The 23,002-nt window shown below is 66.5% G+C and carries 26 protein-coding genes; 8 read left to right on the top strand and 18 right to left on the bottom strand.

The annotated features are described in order from the left end of the window. Window positions 1–8 precede the first annotated feature (8 nt). On the bottom strand, window positions 9–299 hold the full coding sequence (locus ACOMD9_RS15565) for a GYD domain-containing protein (RefSeq protein ID WP_421416663.1): 291 nt from the start codon (window positions 297–299) through the stop codon (window positions 9–11). 1,061 nt (window positions 300–1,360) lie between these two features. Between ACOMD9_RS15565 and ACOMD9_RS15560 the strand changes: the two genes are divergently transcribed. Further along, on the top strand, window positions 1,361–1,570 hold the full coding sequence (locus tag ACOMD9_RS15560; RefSeq protein WP_421416660.1) for a hypothetical protein: 210 nt from the start codon (window positions 1,361–1,363) through the stop codon (window positions 1,568–1,570). A gap of 385 nt (window positions 1,571–1,955) precedes the next feature. Here ACOMD9_RS15560 and tsaA read toward each other — a convergent pair whose 3' ends face one another. From tsaA to ACOMD9_RS15535, 5 genes are all read right to left on the bottom strand, one after another. Next, window positions 1,956–2,435, bottom strand: coding sequence for a tRNA (N6-threonylcarbamoyladenosine(37)-N6)-methyltransferase TrmO (gene tsaA / locus ACOMD9_RS15555; protein ID WP_421416657.1), 480 nt, complete (start codon window positions 2,433–2,435; stop codon window positions 1,956–1,958). Window positions 2,436–2,651: 216 nt separating this feature from the next. After that, window positions 2,652–2,915, bottom strand: coding sequence for a Txe/YoeB family addiction module toxin (locus ACOMD9_RS15550; protein WP_421416654.1), 264 nt, complete (start codon window positions 2,913–2,915; stop codon window positions 2,652–2,654). Next, on the bottom strand, window positions 2,912–3,154 hold the full coding sequence (locus ACOMD9_RS15545; RefSeq protein WP_421416652.1) for a type II toxin-antitoxin system Phd/YefM family antitoxin: 243 nt from the start codon (window positions 3,152–3,154) through the stop codon (window positions 2,912–2,914). Before ACOMD9_RS15545 ends, ACOMD9_RS15550 begins: the two co-directional genes overlap by 4 nt. A 538-nt stretch (window positions 3,155–3,692) precedes the next feature. Then, window positions 3,693–4,103 carry a carboxymuconolactone decarboxylase family protein gene (locus ACOMD9_RS15540; RefSeq protein ID WP_421416651.1) on the bottom strand — a complete coding sequence of 137 codons (411 nt, stop codon included), beginning with the start codon at window positions 4,101–4,103 and terminating at the stop codon, window positions 3,693–3,695. Between the two features lie 46 nt (window positions 4,104–4,149). Then, a complete protein-coding gene (locus tag ACOMD9_RS15535) occupies window positions 4,150–4,422 on the bottom strand; it encodes a hypothetical protein (protein ID WP_421416650.1) in 273 nt (90 codons plus the stop codon). 152 nt (window positions 4,423–4,574) lie between these two features. On the opposite strand from ACOMD9_RS15535, the gene ACOMD9_RS15530 reads away from it, so the two are divergent. From ACOMD9_RS15530 to ACOMD9_RS15500, 7 genes are all read left to right on the top strand, one after another. Further along, window positions 4,575–5,603, top strand: a complete 1,029-nt coding sequence (locus ACOMD9_RS15530) for a GlxA family transcriptional regulator (RefSeq protein ID WP_421416648.1) — start codon at window positions 4,575–4,577, stop codon at window positions 5,601–5,603. A 111-nt stretch (window positions 5,604–5,714) separates the two neighbouring features. Beyond that, window positions 5,715–6,488 carry a pseudouridine synthase gene (locus tag ACOMD9_RS15525; RefSeq protein ID WP_421416646.1) on the top strand — a complete coding sequence of 258 codons (774 nt, stop codon included), beginning with the start codon at window positions 5,715–5,717 and terminating at the stop codon, window positions 6,486–6,488. Between the two features lie 37 nt (window positions 6,489–6,525). Further along, complete coding sequence (tcdA, locus tag ACOMD9_RS15520; RefSeq protein ID WP_421416645.1) at window positions 6,526–7,374, top strand: tRNA cyclic N6-threonylcarbamoyladenosine(37) synthase TcdA; 849 nt, start codon at window positions 6,526–6,528, stop codon at window positions 7,372–7,374. A gap of 15 nt (window positions 7,375–7,389) precedes the next feature. After that, window positions 7,390–7,614, top strand: coding sequence for a DUF1653 domain-containing protein (locus ACOMD9_RS15515; protein ID WP_421416642.1), 225 nt, complete (start codon window positions 7,390–7,392; stop codon window positions 7,612–7,614). A gap of 227 nt (window positions 7,615–7,841) precedes the next feature. Continuing rightward, window positions 7,842–11,042, top strand: coding sequence for a hypothetical protein (locus ACOMD9_RS15510; RefSeq protein WP_421416641.1), 3,201 nt, complete (start codon window positions 7,842–7,844; stop codon window positions 11,040–11,042). Further along, window positions 11,039–12,019: a tetratricopeptide repeat protein gene (locus ACOMD9_RS15505; RefSeq protein ID WP_421416640.1), complete on the top strand. Its 981-nt coding sequence runs from the start codon at window positions 11,039–11,041 to the stop codon at window positions 12,017–12,019. Before ACOMD9_RS15510 ends, ACOMD9_RS15505 begins: the two co-directional genes overlap by 4 nt. Before the next feature lie 2 nt (window positions 12,020–12,021). Further along, window positions 12,022–12,999: a tetratricopeptide repeat protein gene (locus ACOMD9_RS15500; RefSeq protein ID WP_421416638.1), complete on the top strand. Its 978-nt coding sequence runs from the start codon at window positions 12,022–12,024 to the stop codon at window positions 12,997–12,999. A gap of 18 nt (window positions 13,000–13,017) precedes the next feature. Here the strand turns inward: ACOMD9_RS15500 and ACOMD9_RS15495 are convergent, their stop codons facing one another. The 12 genes from ACOMD9_RS15495 to lptF all read right to left on the bottom strand — a co-directional run bounded on the left by ACOMD9_RS15495 (window position 13,018) and on the right by lptF (window position 22,952). Next, a complete protein-coding gene (locus tag ACOMD9_RS15495; RefSeq protein ID WP_421416637.1) occupies window positions 13,018–13,779 on the bottom strand; it encodes an ABC transporter permease in 762 nt (253 codons plus the stop codon). 19 nt (window positions 13,780–13,798) lie between these two features. Continuing rightward, window positions 13,799–14,581 (bottom strand): ABC transporter ATP-binding protein, encoded by a 783-nt coding sequence (locus ACOMD9_RS15490; RefSeq protein WP_421416635.1) that lies wholly within the window; start codon window positions 14,579–14,581, stop codon window positions 13,799–13,801. A gap of 2 nt (window positions 14,582–14,583) precedes the next feature. Next, on the bottom strand, window positions 14,584–15,639 hold the full coding sequence (locus ACOMD9_RS15485; RefSeq protein WP_421416632.1) for an ABC transporter substrate-binding protein: 1,056 nt from the start codon (window positions 15,637–15,639) through the stop codon (window positions 14,584–14,586). A 188-nt stretch (window positions 15,640–15,827) separates the two neighbouring features. Continuing rightward, window positions 15,828–16,424, bottom strand: coding sequence for an ABC-type transport auxiliary lipoprotein family protein (locus tag ACOMD9_RS15480; RefSeq protein ID WP_421416631.1), 597 nt, complete (start codon window positions 16,422–16,424; stop codon window positions 15,828–15,830). Between the two features lie 37 nt (window positions 16,425–16,461). Beyond that, on the bottom strand, window positions 16,462–17,382 hold the full coding sequence (locus ACOMD9_RS15475) for an MlaD family protein (protein ID WP_421416628.1): 921 nt from the start codon (window positions 17,380–17,382) through the stop codon (window positions 16,462–16,464). A gap of 37 nt (window positions 17,383–17,419) precedes the next feature. Beyond that, the gene (locus ACOMD9_RS15470) at window positions 17,420–18,199 is read right to left on the bottom strand and encodes an ABC transporter ATP-binding protein (RefSeq protein ID WP_421416626.1); all 780 of its coding nucleotides are present in this window, start codon (window positions 18,197–18,199) and stop codon (window positions 17,420–17,422) included. A 1-nt stretch (window position 18,200) separates the two neighbouring features. Beyond that, window positions 18,201–19,289 (bottom strand): ABC transporter permease, encoded by a 1,089-nt coding sequence (locus tag ACOMD9_RS15465; RefSeq protein ID WP_421416624.1) that lies wholly within the window; start codon window positions 19,287–19,289, stop codon window positions 18,201–18,203. Between the two features lie 18 nt (window positions 19,290–19,307). Then, window positions 19,308–19,790, bottom strand: a complete 483-nt coding sequence (bfr, locus tag ACOMD9_RS15460) for a bacterioferritin (RefSeq protein ID WP_421416622.1) — start codon at window positions 19,788–19,790, stop codon at window positions 19,308–19,310. A gap of 218 nt (window positions 19,791–20,008) precedes the next feature. Continuing rightward, window positions 20,009–20,215 carry a (2Fe-2S)-binding protein gene (locus ACOMD9_RS15455; RefSeq protein ID WP_421416620.1) on the bottom strand — a complete coding sequence of 69 codons (207 nt, stop codon included), beginning with the start codon at window positions 20,213–20,215 and terminating at the stop codon, window positions 20,009–20,011. 102 nt (window positions 20,216–20,317) lie between these two features. Continuing rightward, window positions 20,318–20,794: an RDD family protein gene (locus tag ACOMD9_RS15450; protein WP_421416617.1), complete on the bottom strand. Its 477-nt coding sequence runs from the start codon at window positions 20,792–20,794 to the stop codon at window positions 20,318–20,320. A gap of 14 nt (window positions 20,795–20,808) precedes the next feature. Then, a complete protein-coding gene (lptG, locus tag ACOMD9_RS15445) occupies window positions 20,809–21,873 on the bottom strand; it encodes an LPS export ABC transporter permease LptG (protein ID WP_421416616.1) in 1,065 nt (354 codons plus the stop codon). Next, on the bottom strand, window positions 21,870–22,952 hold the full coding sequence (gene lptF / locus ACOMD9_RS15440; protein WP_421416614.1) for an LPS export ABC transporter permease LptF: 1,083 nt from the start codon (window positions 22,950–22,952) through the stop codon (window positions 21,870–21,872). The genes lptG and lptF overlap by 4 nt, the downstream gene beginning before the upstream one ends. Window positions 22,953–23,002 lie beyond the last annotated feature (50 nt).

Here is a 23,002-nt window from a genome sequence, read left to right as displayed (position 1 = left end):
ATGAATAGCTAGGATAACTCACTTACGATTTCTCGCATTTGGTCAGCGGAAAATGCACGTAGAACTTGCGTACGAACATTACCGGTAGTTCCCGCCCCCAGGACAGCGGTTGCTACAGATTCGTCGGCGCCGTCCAAGAGCAGGATTATATCGAAAGGTCCCGTAGTGTAGTGCGCGCTCTCAACCTTTACTCCAAGGTCTCCGGCTATTTTTTCGAAAGAGTCGACACGATCCGGCGACGTCTTGACGTTTTTAACTCCTTGATCCGTGAAGTTCACGAGAACTATATGCGTGGCCATTCACTTTCTTCCTTTGTAGTTATAATCTGGATACTATCATCGCTAATTTATGCCTAACGCAGAGCTGAGGATTCGGGGTAAGCGAGTAGCGCTTTTCACGGTAGCCTCCAGCGCCAAGTTAGAATCTTCTTTTCGTTACAGTTAATGCGCTCAAACCCGGCCCTGCGGCCGATGCCGCCAGCGACCGGATGACCTGTCAGCACGACCGCGCGGCCAAACCGGAGCCACCCGGCGAACCGTGCACCGCCTTTAAGAATAGCTCGAAAAGAACGCCCTGCTGAGGAAATCACCAGCAAGGCCTTCCGATTGGCACCGCCACTACAAGAGAGAGCAACGCGGCAAATGGTACCGCCTGAAAAGCACGTCTGGCTTCGCGCTACCGCCCTACCCCGCGCGTTCTCCAATGAAGCCGTGAACCGTACCGGGATTCCCGGAGGTTCCAAACCTTGAGAGGATGGAGCCATGAGCACATAAGAACGATACTCCCCCGAGGTATGCCAGCGGGCGGTTCGCATGGTCTTCGACCACGAGGCCGACTCCCCCTCGCAGTGGGCGGCCATCGGCGCCATTGCCCTCACGCCGGAAACCCTGCGGAGTGGGGTCCGGCGGGTCGCCGTGAAGGCACCACAACCTCCGAGCATTAGCGGATCAAGGCGCTGAAGCGCGAAAACCGCGGGCCGCCGTCGTGCCTCCTCGGGATAACATTAGATGATCTTGCCCAAGGGCCAGAACCGCGCCCGCAAGCAGATCTACCACCAGACCTCGAGGCTGCAGCAGTGCATCAACGGCGATCCGCCTTTCAAGCCGTGAGGAATGAAAAAGCGCAAGATTCGAGTGGGCAAGCTGCTGCAATTTTACTAGACTGAATGTTACCAGATGTTGTCGCACGGTCTCTATATGTATCCAAATGGCGACGTCGGCAGTGCGTAGGGGTATCAGCATGATCGACAAGCTCGAGGCGGCGCGTTAAGCCCGTCGAGCAGACGAGATCAAAGCCGAGCACAAGTGCGCTGTTGTGAACTGGAGCATCCTGGCGCTGGGGCGCCCGTGGAGGTGATGTCATGTACTGGACCAGGTTCCCTGCCGACTGGTGGCGCAACGAGTTCGGCGACGAGATCCACCGCTACGAGGTCCTCGACGACGAGGGCCGATGTGAAGTCGAGTACCACCTCCACCATGCAGGCGAGCGTCTGCCCTGGAGCGGCAAAACCCACTCGCTGGCCGAGGCCCAGCGTCAGCTGGAGCACAGCCACAGAACGTTGATGGCGTGAGCCGGGAAACGAACCACGCAGCGATGTGCATGAGCGATCCACGCCCCCCCAACTGTTCGGGGCTGATTCAGACCGGCTCGAGCGCCGGCGTGTCTACCGGGCTGGGCAAGCCCAGCGACTATCGATAGCGGGCGGCGGTGATGAACCGTGCAAACGACTCGCACCATGTGCTCCCTGAGACGCTCGAACTCTGCCCCGGTTTCGACGAACTGAAGTGCCCCCCCCAGTGCAGCAGATCGCTGCCCTCGAGGGCACGCTGGAACTTTCCTGTGTATACGGCCTGCTGGCTGGCCGTCTCCAGTTCCTCCACCGACGGTGGCGGCGGCGCGATCAGGATGGGTAGCGTGTAGATACCAATGGCGAACCCCACCGACCCGCCCACCCGTCACCTTTCCTCGATATTTCTGAGCACAGGCTTGATGTCGATGATCGGTGTCCCGTCGATTGCTTCCATGGGCGCAACCTTCAGTCTGTGCCCGGCGACCTCCAGGACCGCAACCCGATGCAGCCCCACGGGGTTGGGGCGATCCGGCGAGCGTGTCGCGAAGACGCCAATCAACGACGCCTCGCGCCTCCGACGTGGATGCACCTTGAGCACATCGCGGCGCGCGCGATGAAGCCAGGTCAGGACGATAAGCTCGTCACCAGCCGTGATGCCGTCAAGCCCTTCCGCCACCGGAGCATCAAGCTCCAGCCACACCTCCGGAGCCCCTTCATCTCCCTGGCGGGGCGCCCCCTTGCGACTGGTGAGCGGGGAATGTATCACCCCAATGGGTTCAAGCGTGTAGTGGTTATCGTTCATGACCCGTCTCTGTTCAAGCGCCTCGCGACTTTCGTTGCCACGGTGGCCGAGATAGAACGGCACCTCACCGCGCTCCTCCTCCCACATTAGCGGGCGCACGGATCACGTACCACGGCAATGCTGGATCGGCTGCAGACAAGCTAATAAAGCAATTAATAACATCAGGAAGCCGGCCAGGAACGGCCGTTTAGGATGTACTGATGTAACGCGGAGCTTTGCGGCAATCTTGGAGCCGCGCAGCGGTGGGAAAATTGTCCGGCAACAGCGGCTGGTTACGCATTATTCGTAGTGGCTCCAGAGCCTGAGGACTTTCACCACCCGCTCGTCTTCGAGCACTTGGTAAACCAGCCGATGCTGAATATTGATGCGGCGTGAGTAGGCTCCCGCGAGATCTCCAACCAGTTTCTCAAACGGTGGCGGCTTACAGCATGGGTCTTCCGCTATCAGTGTTAACAGTTCCTGGGCTTTTGGTTTGAGACCGCTGGAGGCCAACTTCTTTGCATCTTTCTGGGCTTGCTTGGTGTAAACTAACTTCCATGTCACCAGTCCAACTCCTCATCGCATTCATCCACGGAGGTGTCCATCCCCTCACGAATAGACTCCCGCATACCCGGTACAGAAAGAAGGTAAAGCGTTTCCTGAATCGCAGACCAGTCTTCCTCGGAAACCAGGACGGCTTTGTTTCGCTTACCCGCTATGATAATTGGCTGGTGGGATTCAGCAGCCTCGTCAATCAACCGATAAAGGTTGCTGCGCGCCTCAGTTGCTGTGATTCCGGTCATGACGCACCTCTTGCGTGTTTAACTTTCAATCAAGTGTACGCCTTTAGGTACGTACGTCAAGACGAACGCCTTGCCCATTCGAATCTTGCATTTTCTCATACCCCATGGCCGGAAATGCCCTCCCTCATTGATGCGAGGCCTCACCCAAGAGGTCTCGTGGTAAATCTGCTTGCGGGCGCGGCTCCGGTGGCCGAGGGGCCGTGTTCGGGTAGGGCTCGCTGGTGAGCCCCCGGCCAGGCGTCGCGGGTCTTTCTTGGCCGGGAATCCGCCGCGGGCTGAAGCCGGGAGATGAGTCCCGTATCCTCTGTTGCCCGGGGCGGTGGCCCATCAGTTATCGGTAGCGAGGGAGATGCGAGTGGCGAGGCACTATCAGGAGCGGAAGTTGATCCGGTCGCTGACCGCGGCGTGCGAGTGGGCCAGGCAGGAGGTGCCGGGCTTCGCCTGGGTGACCCATGTGGATACCGAGGCCGGGAGGCCGACGCCGAAGCCAGCGGCCTCCCGACGGGGCGGACGGCCACGATCAAGCTGGCCGTGAGCCTCACTCGTCAGGGAAGATGGCATCCACTTCTTTACGCCACTGCTCCGCATCGTACTGCGAGCCGTTGAGCATCGTGCTCCATTTGCGCACCAGCGCGGCCGACGCCAGGGCCTCCTGGATCTGGGCCTCGCTGGCACCCTGCGCCTGGGCCGCCTTGGCGTGGTAGTAGACGCAATAGTCGCAGGGCACCTGTGCCGCCACGCCCAGCGCGATGAGCTCCTTGGTCCGGGTGTCCAGGGCGGCGTCCGGGTCCAGGAAGACGGCCTGGTAGCTCTGCCAGGCGGCCTCGACCCCCTGGGCGGGGAAGGTGTCCTGGATGAAGGCCGGGGCCTCCTCGCCGTGGGCGGTGCCGATGGACGCCATGCCGGCGATGAGCCATGCCGATGTCGTGAGGATCAGGGTGGTTTTCATGATGACCTCCCATGCCGCTTGTCGTGTGAACAGTGGGCTGTGCCCGTCAGGCGCCGGCCAGCTGGCGGGCCGGCAGCCCGATCGCCGGTTCCTCGGCGACCGCAAAGTAGCGCTGGGTGCTGGCGTCGCCGAGCACCGGCTCCAGGTAGTCGCGCAGCCGCGCAAGCGACGGGGCCTCGTAGAGGCAGACGGCCTGGCTCAGGTCGTCGGCGGGGAGGAATTGGTGCACAAGCAGTTCCTCCGGCAGCGGAAAGACCCGCTCGGCACACTGCTGGAAGCGGGCCGGATCGTGGATGTCATGCTGGATGGCGATGAACATGGTCGTCTCCTCGTGTTGCATGATGGGTGGACAGGAGTCCGGCGACGGGGCGTCTGCCTTCCTCCCGTACCCACGATGTGCCTTGCGGGGCCCAGCGGCGAGAGCCAGACTGATCGGAAACGGCCCATTCTGATCAACAGGGCTGAAACACCATGGAGAGGCGCGTTTCCCCCAGGCGGGTCAGCCTGCTGGCCCTGTCCGCCGAGTCCACCGGCACCCCCATCCACGGCCTGTACGAGACCCTGGTCCTGGCCAGTGCCGTGATCCAGGGGCCGGATGCCGCCGCCCCGCTCTTCGAGGCCGAGATCGTCGGCCCGGAGCGCGGCATCTTCCCCAGTGCCTGTGGCCTGCCCCTCGAGGTCCACCGTGCCATGCACGAGGTGGAAGCCACCGACATCGTGATCACGGCGTCCATGCTGTTCGAGAACCAGGAGTGGCAGACCGGGCAGCATCCGGACACGGTGGCTTGGCTGCGGCACATGCACCACCAGGGCGCCGACCTCTGCTCGGCCTGCGCCGGCGCCCTGCTGCTGGCCGAAACCGGGCTCCTCGACGGGCTGGATACCACCACCCACTGGGCCTTCGCCCCGACCTTCCGGCGCAACTTCCCCCATATCCGCCTGCGCATCGACGAGCTGCTGATCGTCGCCGGCAAGCGTGGCGAGCTGGTCATGTCGGGGGCCGCCAGCTCCTGGCAGGACCTGATCCTCTTCCTGATCGCGCGCCATGTCAGCCCGACGGCGGCCCAGGCCATCGGCAAGTTCCTGCTCTACCACTGGGACTCCCGCAGCCAGGCGCCCTTCGTGCCCTTCGTGCCACCCACCGATCACGGCGACGGCACCATCCGCCAGCTCCAGGAGTGGCTCCATGCCCGTGATGCCGGGGCCGTCTCGGTCGAGGAAATGGCCAGTCACAGCGGACTCCCCCGCCCCACCTTCTACCGTCGCTTCAAGCAGGCGACCGGCTATTCCCCGATGCACTACCTGCAGCACCTGCGCATCGAGAAGGCCAAGCAACTGCTCGAAGGTAGCGACGAGCCGGTGGACGAGATCAGCTGGCAGGTGGGCTATGAGGAGTCGGCCGCCTTCCGACGCACCTTCAAGCGGATCACCCGCCTGAGCCCCGGGGAGTTCCGCCGCAAGTTCCGCTTTCCCGCCCTCCCGGTCGCCACGCCGGGATAACGGCACAGGCCCCTCGCCACCACCCGGAACATGACGGGGCACTGCCCGGCATGGGTGACAGCGCCGCCCCGTACGGCGACAATGGCCCGCCTCGCTCCACCTGGAACCGTGATGGCATCACCGCTGACGATCCTCCATCAGGACGACCACCTGGTCGCCGTGCACAAGCCGGCGGGCCTGCTGGTGCATCGCACCGCGCTGGCCGGCGGGGCGCGGGAGTTCCTGCTGCAACGGCTGCGCGACCAGCTCGGCCGGCGGGTCTATCCGGTGCACCGGCTGGATCGACCCACCTCGGGCCTCATGGTCTTCGCGCTGTCACCGGATGTCGCCACGCCGCTGGCCGACGCCTTCGCCGAACGCCGGGTCGCCAAGCGCTACCTGGCGGTGGTGCGCGGCATCGGCCCCGAGCACGAGTGGCTCGACTACCCGCTGCGCGAGGAGGACGGCCGCCGCCCCAAGGCCGAGATGCCGGCACTGGAGGCACAGACCGAGGTGAGGCGCCTGGACAGCGTGGAGCTGCCGGTGCAGGTGGACCGCTACCCGCGCAGCCGCTACTCGCTGATGGAGGCTCGCCCCTCGACGGGCCGCCGCCACCAGATCCGCCGTCACCTGTCACACCGGGGCTACCCGATCATCGGCGACGCCAAGCACGGCAAGGGCAACCACAACCGCTTCTTCGCCGAGCACCTCGACTGCCCGCGCCTGCTGCTCGCCGCCGTGGGGCTGGCCTTCGACCACCCGGTGCTGGATCATCGCCTGGTGCTTTCCTGCGCCCTGGATGCCACCATGGCAACGCTCTTCCGGCGCTTCGGCTGGGCCGGCCACATGCCGGTGGACGAGGCGTGCCTGGCCCGGCCGCTCGCCGACCTCGACGCTTCGAGCTGATCTCCCCTTCCACCACCCGCGACCGACACGAACCGCCATGACCGACCTGCCCTTCTCCTCCAGCGTCATCGACGCCTCCGCCACGGACGATCACGCCCTGCGCTTCGGCGGCATTCGTCGCCTCTACGGGGCTCGCGCCTTCGAGCGCTTCCGCCAGGCGCACGTGGTGGTGGTCGGCGTGGGGGGCGTGGGCAGCTGGACGGTGGAGGCACTGGCACGCTCCGGCATCGGCCGGCTGACGCTGATCGACCTCGACGATGTGTGCGTCTCCAACGTCAATCGCCAGCTCCACGCCCTGGACGGCACCATCGGCCGCCCCAAGGTGGAGGTGCTGGCCGAGCGCTGTCGGGCCATCCAGCCGGGCATCGAGGTGGAGGCCGACACCGCCTTCGTCACCCCCACCAACCTCGCCGAGCGGCTCCCCGAGGACGCCGACCACGTGGTCGACGCCATCGACAGCGTGCTGGCCAAGGCGGCGCTGATCAGCTGGTGCAGGCGGCGCAAGCTGCCGATCACCGTGACCGGCGCCGCCGGCGGCCAGAGCGACCCGACCCGCATCCGGGTCGCGGACCTGGCCCGCACCGAGCACGACCCGCTGCTGGCCAAGGTGCGCGCGCGGCTGCGCCGCGACTTCGGCTTCTCGCGCAACCCGAAGCGGCGCTTCTCGGTGGAATGCGTCTACTCTGACGAACAGCTGGTCTACCCGGGCAGCGACGGCGAGGTGTGCCTGCAGAAGCCCGGCCACGTCGAAGCCACCCGGCTCGACTGCGCCGCGGGCTTCGGCGCGGCCAGCTTCGTCACCGGCAGCTTCGGCTTCGTCGCCGCTTCCCGGGTGCTGGCCCGGCTGGCGAAGCAGGCCGCCGCCGACCCGGCCCCCTCCTCCTGACTCCTGGAGCCCCAGATGACCCATCCGCTTCCCGTCCCCGGCATCTACAGCCACTACAAGGGCAACCGCTACGAGGTGCTCGGCGTCGCCCACCACAGCGAGACCGAGGAACGCCTGGTGGTCTACCGCGCCCTCTACGGCGAGTACGGCCTCTGGGTGAGGCCGCTGGACAACTTCACCGAGACGGTGGAAGTACAGGGCGAACCGGTGCCACGCTTCGAGCTCGAGAAGGCGTTCTGAGCAGGAATCCATGGCGCAGTTCCCCACGCGACACGCGCGAGAGTGACGGTGACCACCGGTACACTCCGTGTAGGATATTGCCGAATGATACCGTAAGCCCCCTCGTCAATTTCCCCTCCTCCATTCCTTTTCCCGGCTGACTTGCATAGGGTCCCCAACATACCGAGCCGTCACGGCAGGCGTTCGCTCGCCACACGGAAGTGAACTGACGCAGGGGAGGCGTCGCAGTGTCACAACGAACCGCTACCGAATGGCCACCTTTCATCCCGAGCCGAGAAGGCGGCGGCCGTGAGTGTGCGCGCCGCTTTCCCTGCCAGCCGCCTGAGTGGGTCGATATCCTCTACCTCGTCGGCACCGGGCGATTCTGGCTACTCACCCGCGACGTCGCCGAGGATCTCGACGAGGCCGCCCATGAACTTCACCGATGGGCCAGCATCGAGGATCCCGCACGGCGTAACGCCACGCTGTCCGAGAAGGCCGGGATCATGGAGTGCTTCCTGCCGGCCACCCCCGACAGCTTCCTCCACGAGGACGACCGCGACCGCTACGGCGAGCTGGAACGGGAACTGGCCAAGGCACGCGTGTGGCACAGCGGCCTGGATGCCACCATCGAGACCTCGCCTCCACCTGTCGAACGCGAAGCCGACGAGCGTCAACGCCGGTTGCGCTACCAACGACAACAGCAGGCCACCGAGATACGGCGCCTCGAGGATGAGCTGAACGCCCTGCGCAATGCGGGACGGCGGGCCGCGCATGACGCGGGCTATGTGGTCGACGGCGATGCCTACTACGGCCCCTGGGAGAGTGAGATCCAGCAGGCGCTGGAGACCTACCGTCGCACCCGCCGGGAGGCCATGCGCCAGCACGACCTGCTACCGGGCGTGAACCGCGCCGCGGATGACGACCGCGAGCGGCGCTTCACCCTGCAGGAGGTCCTCGCCGAGTACCAGGCGTTCCTGGAGCGCTGCGAGACGCAGACGCCCAATGCCGCCAGTACGCAATGCCATCTCGCCGAGATGATCCGCATGGCGGAGCTGCGCAGCGGCACCCTCTACGCCGCCTATCTGGAAAGTATCCTCAAACTGGCGGCGTTGGGGATCGCCACGCCGGAATACGCCCTGGCCACGCCTTCCGCATCGGGCGCCACCATGCGGGATGGCGTCGGCGACTTCGACCACTACAACGACCTGCTCCGCGAACAGGCCGACCTGCTCGCGGCGGTGGAGACCAAGCTGGAGGAGTGGCAGACCGGCACCGCGGGCCACGCCGCCCTGCCGCTGTTCCTGTTTGCCGATGAGCGTGAGCGTTATCAGGAGCTGAGCGAACGGCTCGATGCCCTGCACGAGCGCGCCAGGCAAGCCGTGGAGGCCATGAGGCCGAGGCGCGTGCTGTTCTGGCAGGCCGACCTGGCCGATGAGCGCAACGCCTTCGGCTACGAAAGGCGCCGCCTCGACATGCTCGTCCGCAACGACTGGCCACTGCGTGAATTCACCTCCGCCGGTGGCGAGCGCGAGTTGTGCCATATCAGCCTGCACCTGCTGATGGACTACATGAACCTTGCCGAGCGTAATCGCATCGCACCGCTGCTCGACGCTGACGGCGTGCTCCCGGCGACCCTGTGGGAGGCCCCGGAAACGGTGGTCTCCCACTGGCTCGACCTCAAGGGCTGCGAGCCCATCGACTGGCGCGGCGAATGGCACGACGACGACCTGGGCCTGTTCCAGCCCGAGGCGCTCTATGCCTATCTCGATGAAGCGGGCTACGAGATCGCCAGCCTGGCCAGCGACGACGCCAGGTCCCGCTGGGGCGAAACCCTGCAGCGCCTGCTGTTCACCGGCCCCGCCAGGGATACCCTGCGCCTGTTCGACGCCAGCGCCCAGGCCCAGGCCCTGCGCCTGATCGGGCTGACCCGGGGAGAGCTGTCATCGCTGATCACCCTCGACTTCCCCGAACCGCTGCGCCTGGCCGGTACCAGCGCGGCAGAAGGCGAGTGGGAGACCCGGCAGGGCAGCGTTGAAGCATCCAGCTCCAATGGCCCCCTGCGCCGCGAATGGAAGCTCAAGGGGGCCTACCACCTGGCCCGTGGCGAACTGATCCTGAACGTACTGGAGCTGCCCGAGGAGGATGAGGCGCTGCACGCCAGGCTACCCCTCAAGGACGGCAGCGAGCTGGACCTGGGGCGCTATGCCCTGCGCCTGGAGACCGTGGCCAAGGGCTTCGCCGGCGCCAGCCTGGCCCTGTCCGGCTCGCTGCGCCTCTCCTTCGATGGCGAGCCCAATATCACGGCCGAGGAGCCGGTGCACCGTCTGGGCATCGGCGGCCAACTCAATGCCTTCCTGGGTGCCCGCGGCGGCATCGAGCATCGCTGCGAGCTGCGCTGGGAACCGCCCGAGGACATCGCCATGCGCGCCCCCATGCACCAGGCGGTGGATGCTTTCACCCGGCGCAACCGGCTGGACGAGCTGCAAGAGTGGCGCAGCCTGGGCATGGTCGCGTGGCACCGCGAACGCGGCATGGCCTGGGGCGGGAATGCCGACTTTCATATCGGCCTGCGGGGCGGCAAGTTCGTGCTGCGGGCCAAGGCCGCCCTGTTCTGCGGGAAGGGGGTGGGCGGCGGCGTGACCATGGAACTCGACAATCGCCACCTGGACCTGTGGCTGACCATGCTGCACCGCGACCTGGTGGCCAGCGGTTTCGAACGGGTCGACTGGCTGGATGACGAGGCCTTCAATGAGCTCAGCGACCTCGGCTATGTGCTGATGATGACCCTGCTCAATGCCGGTCTGGTGATGGCCAAGGGGCGCGCCTGGCTGCGGCAACTGCGCGATGAGCTGGCGCAGACGGACCGCGCCGGCCAGATCGCCTATGTGCTGACCTCCCGTGATGGCCAGGAAGAGCGCCAACTACGTGCCTGGGTTCAGCAGCTGACCCCCGAGGCCCTGGGAGCGCTGCTCTGGCTACTTAGCAGTCCACCAAGAGCGTTTGAGATAAGTTCAACGGACAGTGCCCTTGGCGGTCTTGGGATCCAGACGAGCTTTAGCGAACCCCAGGCACGCGACCTGCAGCAGATGGCCATCGCCAACTGCGTGGGCTGGATTCACGATGGCGTGCTCGGCGGCGTCTACGGGCCGGTACGCCCGGCGTCCGGCCCCAATCCGGGGAACCGGCTGTTCGAGAAGGCCCTGCTACGGCTGGATCGTCACGGCAAGCGCACCCATGCGGTGCGCGGGCTGGGCTACTGCCGTAACCGCTATCTCTTGGATCGGTTTATGCAGATTGAGTCGGGTACTGACAATCCTGATGCCATCGATGCGCGAAATCTTTATCTTGCCGCTGCCAATACGTTGGGCCGACATGCCGACGCCCATTGCGAATACCTGCCCGATGGGCAGGGTGGCATGCGCGTTATCTACGAGGAACCACAATGATTCCTGTATATAAAGCCTTGGTTCTTGCTGCTCTGCTGTTCAGCCCGATTAGCGGCTGGGCACTGGATGCCGAGACCCAAGCCGCCAAGGACGAGGGCATGCGCCTCTATAACGCTCATCTTCGGAGTCAGGCTCCGCCCTATCTTGAACCCGCCGCCGAGGCCGGTGATGCGGAGGCCATGTACTACCTCGGCGAGACTCACCGGCTCCGGCATATGGGCATGACCCGCGAGGCGCTGGCGTGGTACCGGCGTGCCGCCGAGCACGGCGAGCCCTACGCCATGCTTCGGTTGCACCAGGGAGGCGCCTGTCGCTTGGGGGATGTCTGCCCCGGCAAGGGCAACGACTGGCGCCAGGCGGCCCTGGAGGCGACCCTGCCACTAGCGGAGGCGGGGGACCCCGCCGCCATGGGCGTGTTGTTCGATGTTTACAATTCTTTCGGCCAGCCGGAGGAGACCGTCAGTTGGCTCGAGCGTGCCAGTGAGGCCGGTCACGCCGAGTCCCAGTACCGGATGGGCCACCTGATTCATGACGGCTATGGCAATTACCCCGATGAGGCGCTGCGGCGAGAGGAAGCCGAAGGTTGGTATCGCCGAGCCGCCGAACTGGGCTACCCGCCGGCCATGAACCGCCTCTCGGCCCTGCTGAGTCAGCGGGAGCGCCATGAGGAAGCCTGGGAGTGGAGAATCAAGGCTTCGGAAGGCGGCCATCAGGGCTCACGCATCAATCTTGGCTGGTGCTATCTGAATCCCGATGAGCGAGGGGATATCTGTGTGGAGGAACAGGATGTGGTGAAGGGATGGGCCATACTCCACGCCGTCTCGAAAGAAACGGATAGCCGTACGGCCAAGAATGTCATGGATCGGAGCCATGATCTGCTGACCGACGAACAGCGCGAACAAGCCGAGGCCCTAGCCGAGGAGTGGCTGGCCAAGGAGCCGCCTCTGTCCCAGTTTCCGCCCCGGTTCGGGTTTTGACGATGCGGCGTATCGGTATCGGAGCACTCGCTGCGTTGCTGCTCAGCCCGCTCAGCGGCTGGGCGCTGGATGCCGAGACCCAGGCCGCCAAGGACGAGGGCATGCGCCTCTATAACGCTCATCTTCGGAGTCAGGCTCCGCCCTATCTTGAACCCGCCGCCGAGGCCGGCGATGCGGAGGCCATGTACTATCTTGGCGAGATCCACCGGCTGCGGCATATGGGCATGACCCGCGAGGCGCTGGCGTGGTACCGGCGTGCCGCCGAGCACGGCGAGCCCTACGCCATGCTGCGGTTGCATCAGGGAGGCGCCTGCCGCCTGGGGGATGTCTGCCCCGACAAGGGCAACGACTGGCGCCAGGCGGCCCTGGAGGCGACCTTGCCTCAAGCGGAGGCGGGAGACGCCGCCGCCATGGGCGTACTGTTCGATATCTATAGTGCCCTGGAGCAGCCCCAGGTGGCGGACGACTGGCTGGAGCGCGCCGGCGAGGCCGGCGATGCAGAGTCGCAGTATTGGCTGGGAATCCTGATCGGCGATGGCTTGGGCGACTACCCCGATGAGGCACAGCGAAAGGAAGTCGCCGAGGCCTGGCTTCGCCGGGCCGCCGAGCAGGGATATGCCCCAGCCATAAACCGCCTCTCGGCCCTGCTGAGTCAGCGGGAGCGCTATAAGGAAGCCTGGGAGTGGATGGTTCAGGCTTCGGAGGCCGGGCATATGAATGGTCGCTTGGGCATAGGCTGGTGCTACCTAAACCCCGAAGAGCGTGGAGAAATCTGCGTCCATGAACAAGACATGGTGAAAGGATGGGCGATACTCAGCGCCGTCTCGGAAGAAACGGATAATCGAACGGCTCAAAGCATCATGGCACGGAACCGTGATCGGTTGACCGCCAAGCAGCGCGAGGAGGCCGAGGCCCTGGCCGAGGAGTGGCTGGCCAAGGAGCCGCCGCTGTCCGAGTTTCCGCCCCGGTTCGGCTTTTGACGATGCCGTGGATCGGAGTCAGCGCTGGCCGCGGTGGGCCCACCCGGTCATCCGCCTCTCGAGCACGGCGAACAGCTCGTACATCACCATGGCCATGGCGCTGATCACGATCAGCCCGGCGAACACCAGCGCCATGCGCATCTGCGAGCCGGCGCTCATCATCAGGTAGCCGATGCCCTGGTTGGAGGCCACGGTCTCGGAGACGACGGTGCCGACGAAGGCCAGGGTGATGGCCACCTTCAGCGAGGCGAAGAAGTAGGGCAGAGAACGCGGCAGCCCCACCTTGAGCAGCACGTCGAGGCGCCGGGCGCCGAGCACCCGCAGCACGTCCTCGAGCTCCGGCTCCAGGGTCGCCAGGCCGGTGGCCACGTTGACCACGATGGGAAAGAAGCAGATCAGGAAGGCGGTGAGGATCGCCGGCACCGAGCCGATACCGAACCACACCACCAGGATCGGCACGAAGGCCACCTTGGGGATGGCGTTGAAGCCCACCAGCAGCGGGTAGCAGGCGTGGTAGAGGAAGCGCGACGAGCCGATGATGAAGCCCAGCGCCAGCCCCACCGCCACGCCGAGGCCGAACCCGGCCATGGTGGTCCAGAAGGTCTGCCAGGAGTGCATGCCGATGGGCCCGGCGAAGGTCACCAGGGCCTGGGCGGTGGCCCAGGCACCGGGGAAGATGAACTCCGGCACGTCGAGCAGGCGTATCGTGGCCTCCCAGATCACCACCAGGATCGCCACCGCCGCCCAGGGGGCGAGACGCTCTCGGGTCTTCTCGCTCATCTGCATGTCGCGTCCTCGTTCAGGTGCTGCGAATCTCGCCGATCTGGGCCCGGAGTGCCTGCACCAGCCCGGTGAAGGGTTCCTCGTAGGTCGTCGCCAGTTCCCGCGGACGCGGCAGGTCGATGGCGCGACGCTCGATGATGCGCCCCGGCCGGCGGCTCATCACGTAGACGGTGTCGGCCAGGAAGGCCGCCTCGCGCAGGTCGTGGGTCACCAGCACCACGGTGAAGCGCTGGGCCTCCCAGAGGTCGCGCAGCACGCACCACAGCTCCTCGCGGGTGAAGGCGTCCAGGGCGGCGAAGGGCTCGTCGAGCATCAGCAGCCGGGGGCGGTGGATCAGCGCCCGGCAGATGGAGGCGCGCTGCTGCATGCCCCCCGAGAGCTGCCAGGGGTACTGCGACTCGTAGCCCTCGAGCCCCACGGTGCGCAGCAGGTCGCGGGCCCAGCCGACGAACTCCTCGCGTCGCCGGCGGAACTGGCTGCGGTAGGGCCTGACGATCTCCAGCGGCAGCAGGACGTTGTCCAGGGTGGTGCGCCAGGGCAGCAGGTTGGCGTTCTGGAAGGCCATGCCGGAGATCTTCAAGGGCCCGCCCACCGGCTCGCCATCGACCTTCACGCTGCCCGCGGTGGGCGCATGCAACCCGGTACAGAGCTTCATGAAGGTCGACTTGCCGCACCCGGAGGGGCCGACGAAGGCGACGAACTCGCCCTCCTCGATGGTCAGGCTGATCTCCTCGATGGCGTTGCCGGTGTCGTCATAGGCCAGGCTCACCTGGTCGAAGGCGACGAAGGGGTCCGCCATGCCTAGTCTCCCTGCCCGGGGAAGATCATCCGCTCGTCACGGGGCGGCAGGAAGCGGGAGGTGAAGACCTGCTCGGGCTCGGGTATCGACGGCAGGTCGTAGGCATCGGCGACCAGCTGGATGGCGTTGGCGAGCCGCTCCTCGTCCACGGCGCCGGCACCGTTGGCGCGGGCATCCTCGGTATCGATCACGCTGTCGATGGCGAGCTTCAGACGCCGGGTCTCGAGCTCCACGTCGATCAGCCCGTCACGATTGTGCACGTAGTCGATGGCGCCGTCCGGGTCGGCGAGGGTCTCCGCGAGCGCCCGATTGAAGGCGCGCAGGAAGCCCTCGACGGCCTCGGGATTCTCCTCGGAGAAGGCCTGGCTGGCGACGATGGCGTTGCCGTAGAGCGGCACGCCGTAGTCGGGGAATGGCAGGATGGTGAGCGCTTCCTCGCCCATGCCGCGCCCCTCCAGGTTGAGCAGGCTGGTGAAGTAGAAGCCGGTGATGGCGTCGACATCGCCGCGCACCAGCAGGGTCTCGCGCAGGGCCGGGTCGACGTTCTGCCACTCGACGGACCCGGCGTCGAGGTCGTTGGCCGCGGCGAAGATGCCCCAGGCCCGGTAGCCGGTGTCGAAGGTGGGCGCGGCCAGGGCCTTGCCGGCGAGGTCCGAGGGCGACTCGATGCCGCGATCCTTGCGCGCGAAGACCGACGCCGGGGTGCCGTCGTAGACCACGTAGACCCCCTGGATGCCGGGCGCGTCGGGGTTCTCCGCCAGGAACTCCACCAGGGCGTTGAGGTCGCCGAAGCCCATCTCGTAGGCACCGGACGCCACCCGGTTGATGGCCCCGGCGGAGCCGCTGCCGGAATCCACCTGGACGTCGAGCCCCTCCTCGGCGAAGTAGCCCCGCTCCACCGCCATCAGGAAGGGCGCCGAGGGTCCCTCGAAGCGCCAGTCGAGCTGGAAGCGGATACGGGTCTCGTCGGCCAGGGCAGTGCCGAACAGCGATAGGGTGAGCGCACCGGCCATCGGGACGGCCCAGGGGAAGGGCGCGCGGGAGGAAGTTCGATTCATGGATCCAGTCCTCTCGTATGCAAGTCTGTTGTCATTCTTGTCATGCAGCTTTCCTGCCAACCCATCACCTGCCGGCCGTCGTGTCACTCGGCGCGGAGACGAGGCACGCCCGGGTACCGGATCGGGGCGGCGGCACATGGCCTCTGCACCAGCGTAGATCATTCACCGCCGGCGGGAAGGGGTGGCGATCAACGAAGCTCGAGGGTCGCGAGCCGCTCGAGCAGGACCTCGAGCCAGGCCTCCAGCAGGGCCTGCTGCGCGGCCAGGCCGGGCTCGGCCCCCTCCGGCCGGAAGGCGCGGCGCTCGCTCCAGCGCCACTGATCGATCACCCCCTGCTCGTCTCGCAGGGTGGTGCGCAGGGCGATGCTCGCCTCGGGGCCGTCGCCACGATAGTCATGCAACCATTCGAGCACCTCGAGCTCGAGCTGCGGACCGGCCAAGCCCCCCCGCTGCACCACCTCGACCAGGCCGCTGCGCGAGAGCTGGTCGGCCACCAGATCCCCCAGCTGGCGAGACAGCGGTGCCCCCCAGCGCGACCGGACATAGGGCCGGCGCTGGAAGTCCCGTTCGATGTAGAGCAGTACCGAATCGCTGACGCCGGCCGTGACGCGCGGCGTCTCCACCCCCAGGGTCGCGAAGTGCGGCGACCGCTCCGCGGGGGGCGGAGGGACCTCCAGGCGCAGCGGGGTGGGGGCGTCGCGGCTGCCGGGGGCGGCACAGCCGGCCAGCAGCACGAGCAGCAGGCACGGCAGCCAGAAGTGACGCGGGCTCCTCCGTGGTGGCATGGCACACTCCCTGTGAACAGGACGGATGATGGATGAATCAGCGCTCCCCGGGGCCCGGCGGATGGCGGTCGGGGCCGAAGAGCAGCTGGCCGGGATTCTGTTCCAGCTCGCGGGTGAGGTCGCCGAGCTGCTCCACCAGGGCGTCGAAACGCCCCAGGGTACGCCGCACCTGCTCGCCGGTCATGGCCAGGTTCTCGCCGGCTCCCCGGCTGAGCTCGTCCAGGGTGGCGCGCAGGCTGGCCAGCAGGTCGCGGGTATCGTCGCCGAGGCCATCGAGATCCTCCAGGGCGCCGCCGGAGAAGCGCTCGAGCCTGGCGGTGAGCACTTCCAGGTTGTGCAGCGTGGCCTGGAAGCTCTCAATGTTGTCATCGTCGAGCAGGCGCTCGATGCGCTCCGCGCTGCGGCTCACGCTGGTCAGCAGGCGAGACGTCGAGTCACGATTCTCGTCGCTCAGGAGGTCGTCGATGCGCTCGCTGATCCTCACGATACGCTCGGCCATCACGTCGACCCGGTCGAGCACCTCGCCCAGGGCCTGGTCGAGCTGGAAGAGTCGCGAGGGCTGGTAGGCGATCATGGGGGGCTGGGGCGCGCCATGGTCGAGCACGTCACCTTCGCCGCCGGAGAGCTCCACCGAGGTGCGCCCGGTGAGCACCTGGCTGCGCAGGGTGGCGCTGGTGCCCTGGCGCAGCCGGTAGTCGGGCGCCACCCGCAGGGTGACCACGACCCGCTCCAGGTCCTCGCTGAGGTCGATGCGCTCGACGAACCCCACCTCGACGCCGCGGTAGGTGACGGTGGCCCGCTCGGAGAGCCCGGCCACCGACTCCTCCACCATGACCCGATAGGCGAGGTAGTCCTGCTGGTCACGCTCACCGGCCAGCCAGACCACCATGACCACCAGCAGGGCGACGAGCCCCAGCACGAAGGCGCCCACCAGGGCGGGATTCACTCGGGTCTGCATGGCGCTCTCCTCGGAACAACGCTGGCCCGCCCCGGCATCAGGCTTCTCCCCGGAAGCGCTGCGCCCGGGCATTGCCGAAATAGCGGGCGATCTCCGGCTCGCGACTCTCGCTCAGCACCCGCGGCGGTGCCACCTCGAGTACCCGCCCCTCGCCCAGGTAGGCCACCCGGTCGGTGACCGTGAACAGCGAGTCCAGGTCATGGGTCACCAGCACCAGGGTCAGGCCCAGCGCCTTGCGCAGGGTATTGAACAGGGCATCGAGCTCGGCCGCGCTGACCGGGTCGAGGCCGGCGCTGGGCTCGTCGAGCAGCAGCAGCTCCGGGTCCAGCGCCAGGGCCCGGGCCACCGCCGCTCGCTTGAGCATGCCACCCGACAGTTCCCGGGGATAGCGTCCGGCCGCTTCCCGCGGCAGCCCCACCAGGGCAATCTTCAGCCGCGCGAACTCCTCGATCAAGGGGGGCGGCAGCCGGGTATGCTCGGAGAGCGGCAGCATCACGTTCTCCAGCACCGTCAGCGACGAGAACAGCGCCCCCTGCTGGAACATCACCCCGAGACGCCGGCGCAGCGGCATCAACCGGGCTTCCCCCATGGCCATGTCCACGTCCTCGCCGAACAGCCTGAGCCGCCCGGCGCTGGGTGCCTTGAGCAGGGCGATCACCGAGAGCAGCACCGACTTGCCGCTGCCGCTGCCGCCGACGATGCCCAGGGCCTCGCCCCGCCGGACCTCCAGGTCGAGCGCCTGGTGCACCACCAGTTCGCCGAAGCGGGTCTCCAGGCCGGTCAGCTCGACCGGGGCACTCGGCAGACGGCTGGCCATCTCACCACCCCAACTGGTTGAAGAGGATGGAGAACAGGGCGTCCAGCACGATCACCCAGAAGATCGACTGCACCACGCTGGACGTCGTGTTGCGACCGATGCTCTCGGCATCGCCCCGGGCGCGCATGCCCTCGCTGCAGCCCACCAGGGCCACGACCATGCCGAACACCACCGACTTGCCGATACCCACCCAGAAGTGCTGGCTGGCCACCACCTGGGGCACGCGCTGCAGGAAGGTGTCGAAATCCACGTTGAGCAGGATATCCGCCACCAGCATGCCGCCCGCCAGGCCGGCGGCATTGGCCAGCACGGTGAGCAGCGGCATGGCGATCACCAGCCCCAGCCACTTGGGCAGCAGCAACCGCTCCACCGGCGACATGCCCAGGGTCAGCAGGGCGTCGATCTCGCGGTTGCCGCGCATGGTGGCGAGTTCGGCGGTGAAGGCGGCGCCGGAGCGGCCGGCGACGATGATGGCGGTGATCAGGGGGCCGAACTCGCGGAACAGGGTCAGGGTGACCAGTTCGACGATGAAGATGTTGGCCCCGAAGGTGCGCAGCTGGATCCCCCCCTGGTAGGCGAGAACCCCGCCGAGCAGGAAGGCCAGCAGGGCGATGATCGGCACCGCCAGGGCACCGCTGGCGACCACCACGCCCAGGGTCTCTCGCCAGCGCAGACGGTGGGGGGCGACCGCCAGCGCGAGCAGCGCCAGGGTCAACTGGCCGAGGGTCGACAGCAGGTGATGCAGCTGCTCCAGGGAGAGCAGCACCCGGCGCCCGACGTTCTCAAGCCAGCCGCGACGGGGCAAGGGGCGTTCCGGGGCCTCGCGCAGGGCCTCCTGCACCAGGGTGAGGAGGGGCTGCCAGCGGGCGTCGAGGCCCGCCGGCATGGCATCGCCTCCGAGCTTGACCAGCAACCGGGCTCCGTTGCTGTCCAGGCGCGTCACGCCACTGGCCTCGAGCCGCCAGGGCCCCTCGCGGCTCAGCGCCAGGGCCTGGTCGGCAACCGACGCCAGCGTCAGGGTGGTCCAGTCACCCTCGAGCCGCAGCCGGCCGTCCTCGACGACCAGGCCGGGCACAGGGACGGCGTCCATGACCATCCGTGTCGACGATCACTCGTCGCCGGCCACCTGCATCTGGGTCTGCAGGTAGTTCTCGAGGCCGACCTTGTCGATCAGGCCGAGCTCGGTCTCGATGTGATCGATGTGGTCTTCCTCGTCGGCCAGGATGGCACGGAAGATGTCGCGGCTGACGTAGTCCTTGACCTGTTCGCAGTAGGTGATCGCCTCGATGTAGTCGTTGCGCCCCTCGTGCTCGATCTTGAGGTCGCACTCCAGCATCTCGCGCACGTTCTCGCCGATGTTCAGCTTGCCGAGGTCCTGGAGGTTGGGCACGCCCTCGAGGAAGAGGATGCGCTCGATCAGCTTGTCGGCGTGGTTCATCTCCTCGATGGACTCGTCGTACTCCCACTTGGCCAGCGCCTTGAGGCCCCAGTCCTTGTACATCTTGGCATGCAGGAAATACTGATTGATGGCCACCAGCTCGTTGCCCAGCGCCTTGTTGAGGTGCTCGATGACCTTCTTGTCGCCTTTCATTGCGTCTCTCCCTATGTCGTCTCGGTCGGGTGTCAGGGGGCAACACTCGGTGCGAGCCCGTCGTCCGAGCGTGTCGGCGCTCTACGGACAATCCGCAGTATTGGACACGATGACCAAAAAGTCCAACAGCGACAAAGAGTTGGGGAGAAAAGTCAACAAGAATGATAGCGATTGACGTCTTGCGGAAGTGGCTCAGGGCCAGGGAAGACGGGAGGCAATCAGACCGCGTAGGCCAGGTCGGCGGAGGAACTCGACATTTCGCTCACCACGGCGTCGCGGGTGATGGTCTTGCCCATGCAGGCGCACTTGCCGCACTGGGTACCGCAGCCGGTCTCATTCTGCACCTCGCGCCAGCTACGCGCCCCGTCCTCCACGGCCTCGCGGATCCTGTGATCGGTCACGCCCTTGCAAATGCACACGTACATCGCCATCACCTCGCCTCTGATTGCAAGGTTAAATGTAAATGATTCGCATGGGCTATTGCAACTGCAATCCACTCGAGTCAACTGACCGAGATCAAGCCGGCATCATTTCGCGGGCTTCGGCAGCACCACCACCCGGGTGCCCGAGGCGATATCGCTCCAGCTGCGACGCTCGGCATCGATCAGGATCCAGAGATAGCCCAGGCCGAAAGCGGCCAGCGACAGCCCCCCCACCAGGAGGCGCACCAGGCTCTGCCCCAGGCTGATGGTACAGCCGTCGAGGGTCTGTACCCGCAGCCGCCAGGCCTGCATGCCCAGCGTCATGCCGCCGCGCACCCAGAAGAAGGCGAAGAAGGCAAAGGCGCCGGCCAGCAGCAGCAGCCGCAGGCTGATCACCTGGACCAGGCCGGTGCCGACCTGCTCGGCCGAAAGGCCCAGCACCTGTCTCACCACGAACAGGTGCAGGGCCGTGATCAGCAGCCAGATCGCCGCGACCAGGAAGCCATCGTAGACCATCGCCCCCAGTCGTCGGGCGAGGCCCGCCGGCCAGACATCGTCGAGATTGCCGAAGCGTCGTTGCATGGATTGGAAAGCCCTCAACCGGTTCGTCGCAGGAAATAGAGCCCGAGCCCGGCACAGATCAGGGTCGGTACCAGTACCGCCCAGACCGGCGAGAAGCCGAACACCGTGGAGGCCGGCGCCAGCAGGTCCTGCAGGTACTTGAAGGTCAGGCCGGTGACCACGCCGTAGAACACCCGCGTGCCGGCCGCCACGGTGCGCAGCGGGCCGAACACGAAGGAGGCCGCCACCAGCACCAGGGACCCCATGGTCAGGGGCATCAGCATCTTCTGCCAGAAGTAGAGCAACGGCTGGGTGGCCTGCAGCCCCTGGGCCTGGAGGTAACGGGCATAGGCCCAGAGCTCGCTGGGGGCCTGGCTGTTGATCGGGCGCAGCAGGCGGCTGAGCTGCTCGGGGGTCAGGGTGGTCTCCCAGCCCAGGGTGTCATGATGCGCCACCTCGGTGCGCTCGTGCCCGAAGCGGGTCACCTCGACCTCTTCCAGCACCCAGCCGCCATCGCGCCAGGCGGCTCGTGCGGCGAAGGTGGCCTCCCGCAACGCCTTGTCCTCGAAGCGATAGCGTGTCAGGTCGAGCACGGTGTCATCGGCCCGGATGGCACCGAAGCGGTAGTAGCTGTCGCCCTCGCGCTGCCAGCCACCGCGCTCGGTGAGCACGGCGCCCTCGCCCTGCATCTGCTCGAGGCGCCAGGCGCTGGCGAACTGTTCGGTGCGCGGGCTGACGTACTCGGCAATGAACAGCACCACCACCACCACCAGGATGATCGGCTTCATCACCCCCCAGAGGATGCGGGTCAACGAGCGGCCGGCGGCACGCATCACCGTCAGCTCGTTGCTCGAGGCCATGCTGCCCAGGCCGATCAGGGCGCCGATCAGCACCCCCACCGGGGCGTACTGGTAGAAGCGCCAGGGCAGTCGCATCAGCAGGTAGAGCAGCACCTGGAAGGCGCCATAGCCGCCCTCCACGTCGTCCAGGTCATTGATGTAGGTGATCACCAGGTCGAGGCCGAGCAGCACCACCTGCACCACGATGATGGCGGCCAGGACGTTGCGGGCCAGGTAACGGTCGAAGCGATCGGCGATCATCCGCTGATTCCCTTGCGCTGGGCCCGGGCCATCATCGCCAGGCCAAGGGCCAGGAAGGCGCCGTGTATCGGCCACATGCCCACCACCACCGGCAGGCTGCCGCGACCGATGGCATCCAGCGCCGCCAGCAGCAGGCTGAGGTAGGCGACATGCAGGAAGATCGCCGGCAGCAGCTTGGCGAAGCGCCCCTGGCGGGGGTTGACCCGGGAGAGCGGCATGGCCATGAGGGTGAGGACGAACACCATCAGCGGCAAGCCAAGCCGCCACTGCAGCTGGGCCTGGGCCCGCAGCGAGTCGTTGCCGAGCAGCGCGGCGGTGCTGGCATACTCCGGCGAGTCCAGTTCCCGCATGTCCTCGGCCTGGGAGAGCCGCACCGCATAGGTGTCGAACTCCAGCCGCTCGGCCTGGTGGCGCCCCGGGTCGACGCTGTAGCGCTCGCCGTCCGCCAGCACCAGGAAGCGACTGCCGGTATCCGGGTCGACGGTCTGATAACCGCTCGCGGCGCGGGTGACGGTGCTTTCCGGGGTGCCGTCACGGCGGCGCTGGCGCTCGCTGATGAAGACGTTGTCCATCCTGGCCTCGCCATCGCTGAACCCCTCGGTATAGGCGGTACGGCCGCCGCCGAAGTCCTGGAAGCGACCGGGTGCCAGCGCCGAGAAGTCCAGCTGACTGCGCTGCTCCTCGAGCATCACCGCGTTGTGCAGGGCGCCCGCCGGCGTCAGCCAGAGGCTGCACAGCCCGACGAGCATGGCCACCAGGGTGGCCGGCACCAGGCTCACCTGCAGCAGCCGGTTGGGGCTGGTGCCGCAGGCCACCAGTACGGTGATCTCGCTGTTGAGATAGAGCTGGCCATAGGCCAGCAGGATGCCGAGGAAGAAGGCCAGCGGCAGGATCAGCTCGAGGAAGCCCGGCAGATGGAACAGCATCAGGGTGCCGAGGATGCTCGCCGGAATGTCCCCCTCGGCGGCATCCGTGAAGTAGCGGATGAAGCGGCTGCCCATGATGACCAGCAGCAGCACGCCGGCCACGGCGGCCATGGTGAGCAGGATCTCACGGGTCAGGTAACGAAAGATGATCATGCAGCCGCCTTCCATGCATTCGGGCCATGCCTTGGGTACACTGGCGTGAC

This window comes from Halomonas terrestris (assembly GCF_049166755.1).
Lineage (GTDB): Bacteria > Pseudomonadota > Gammaproteobacteria > Pseudomonadales > Halomonadaceae > Halomonas.
Note: the sequence above shows the minus strand (reverse complement) of the source record. Positions and strands in the feature narration are given on the sequence as shown.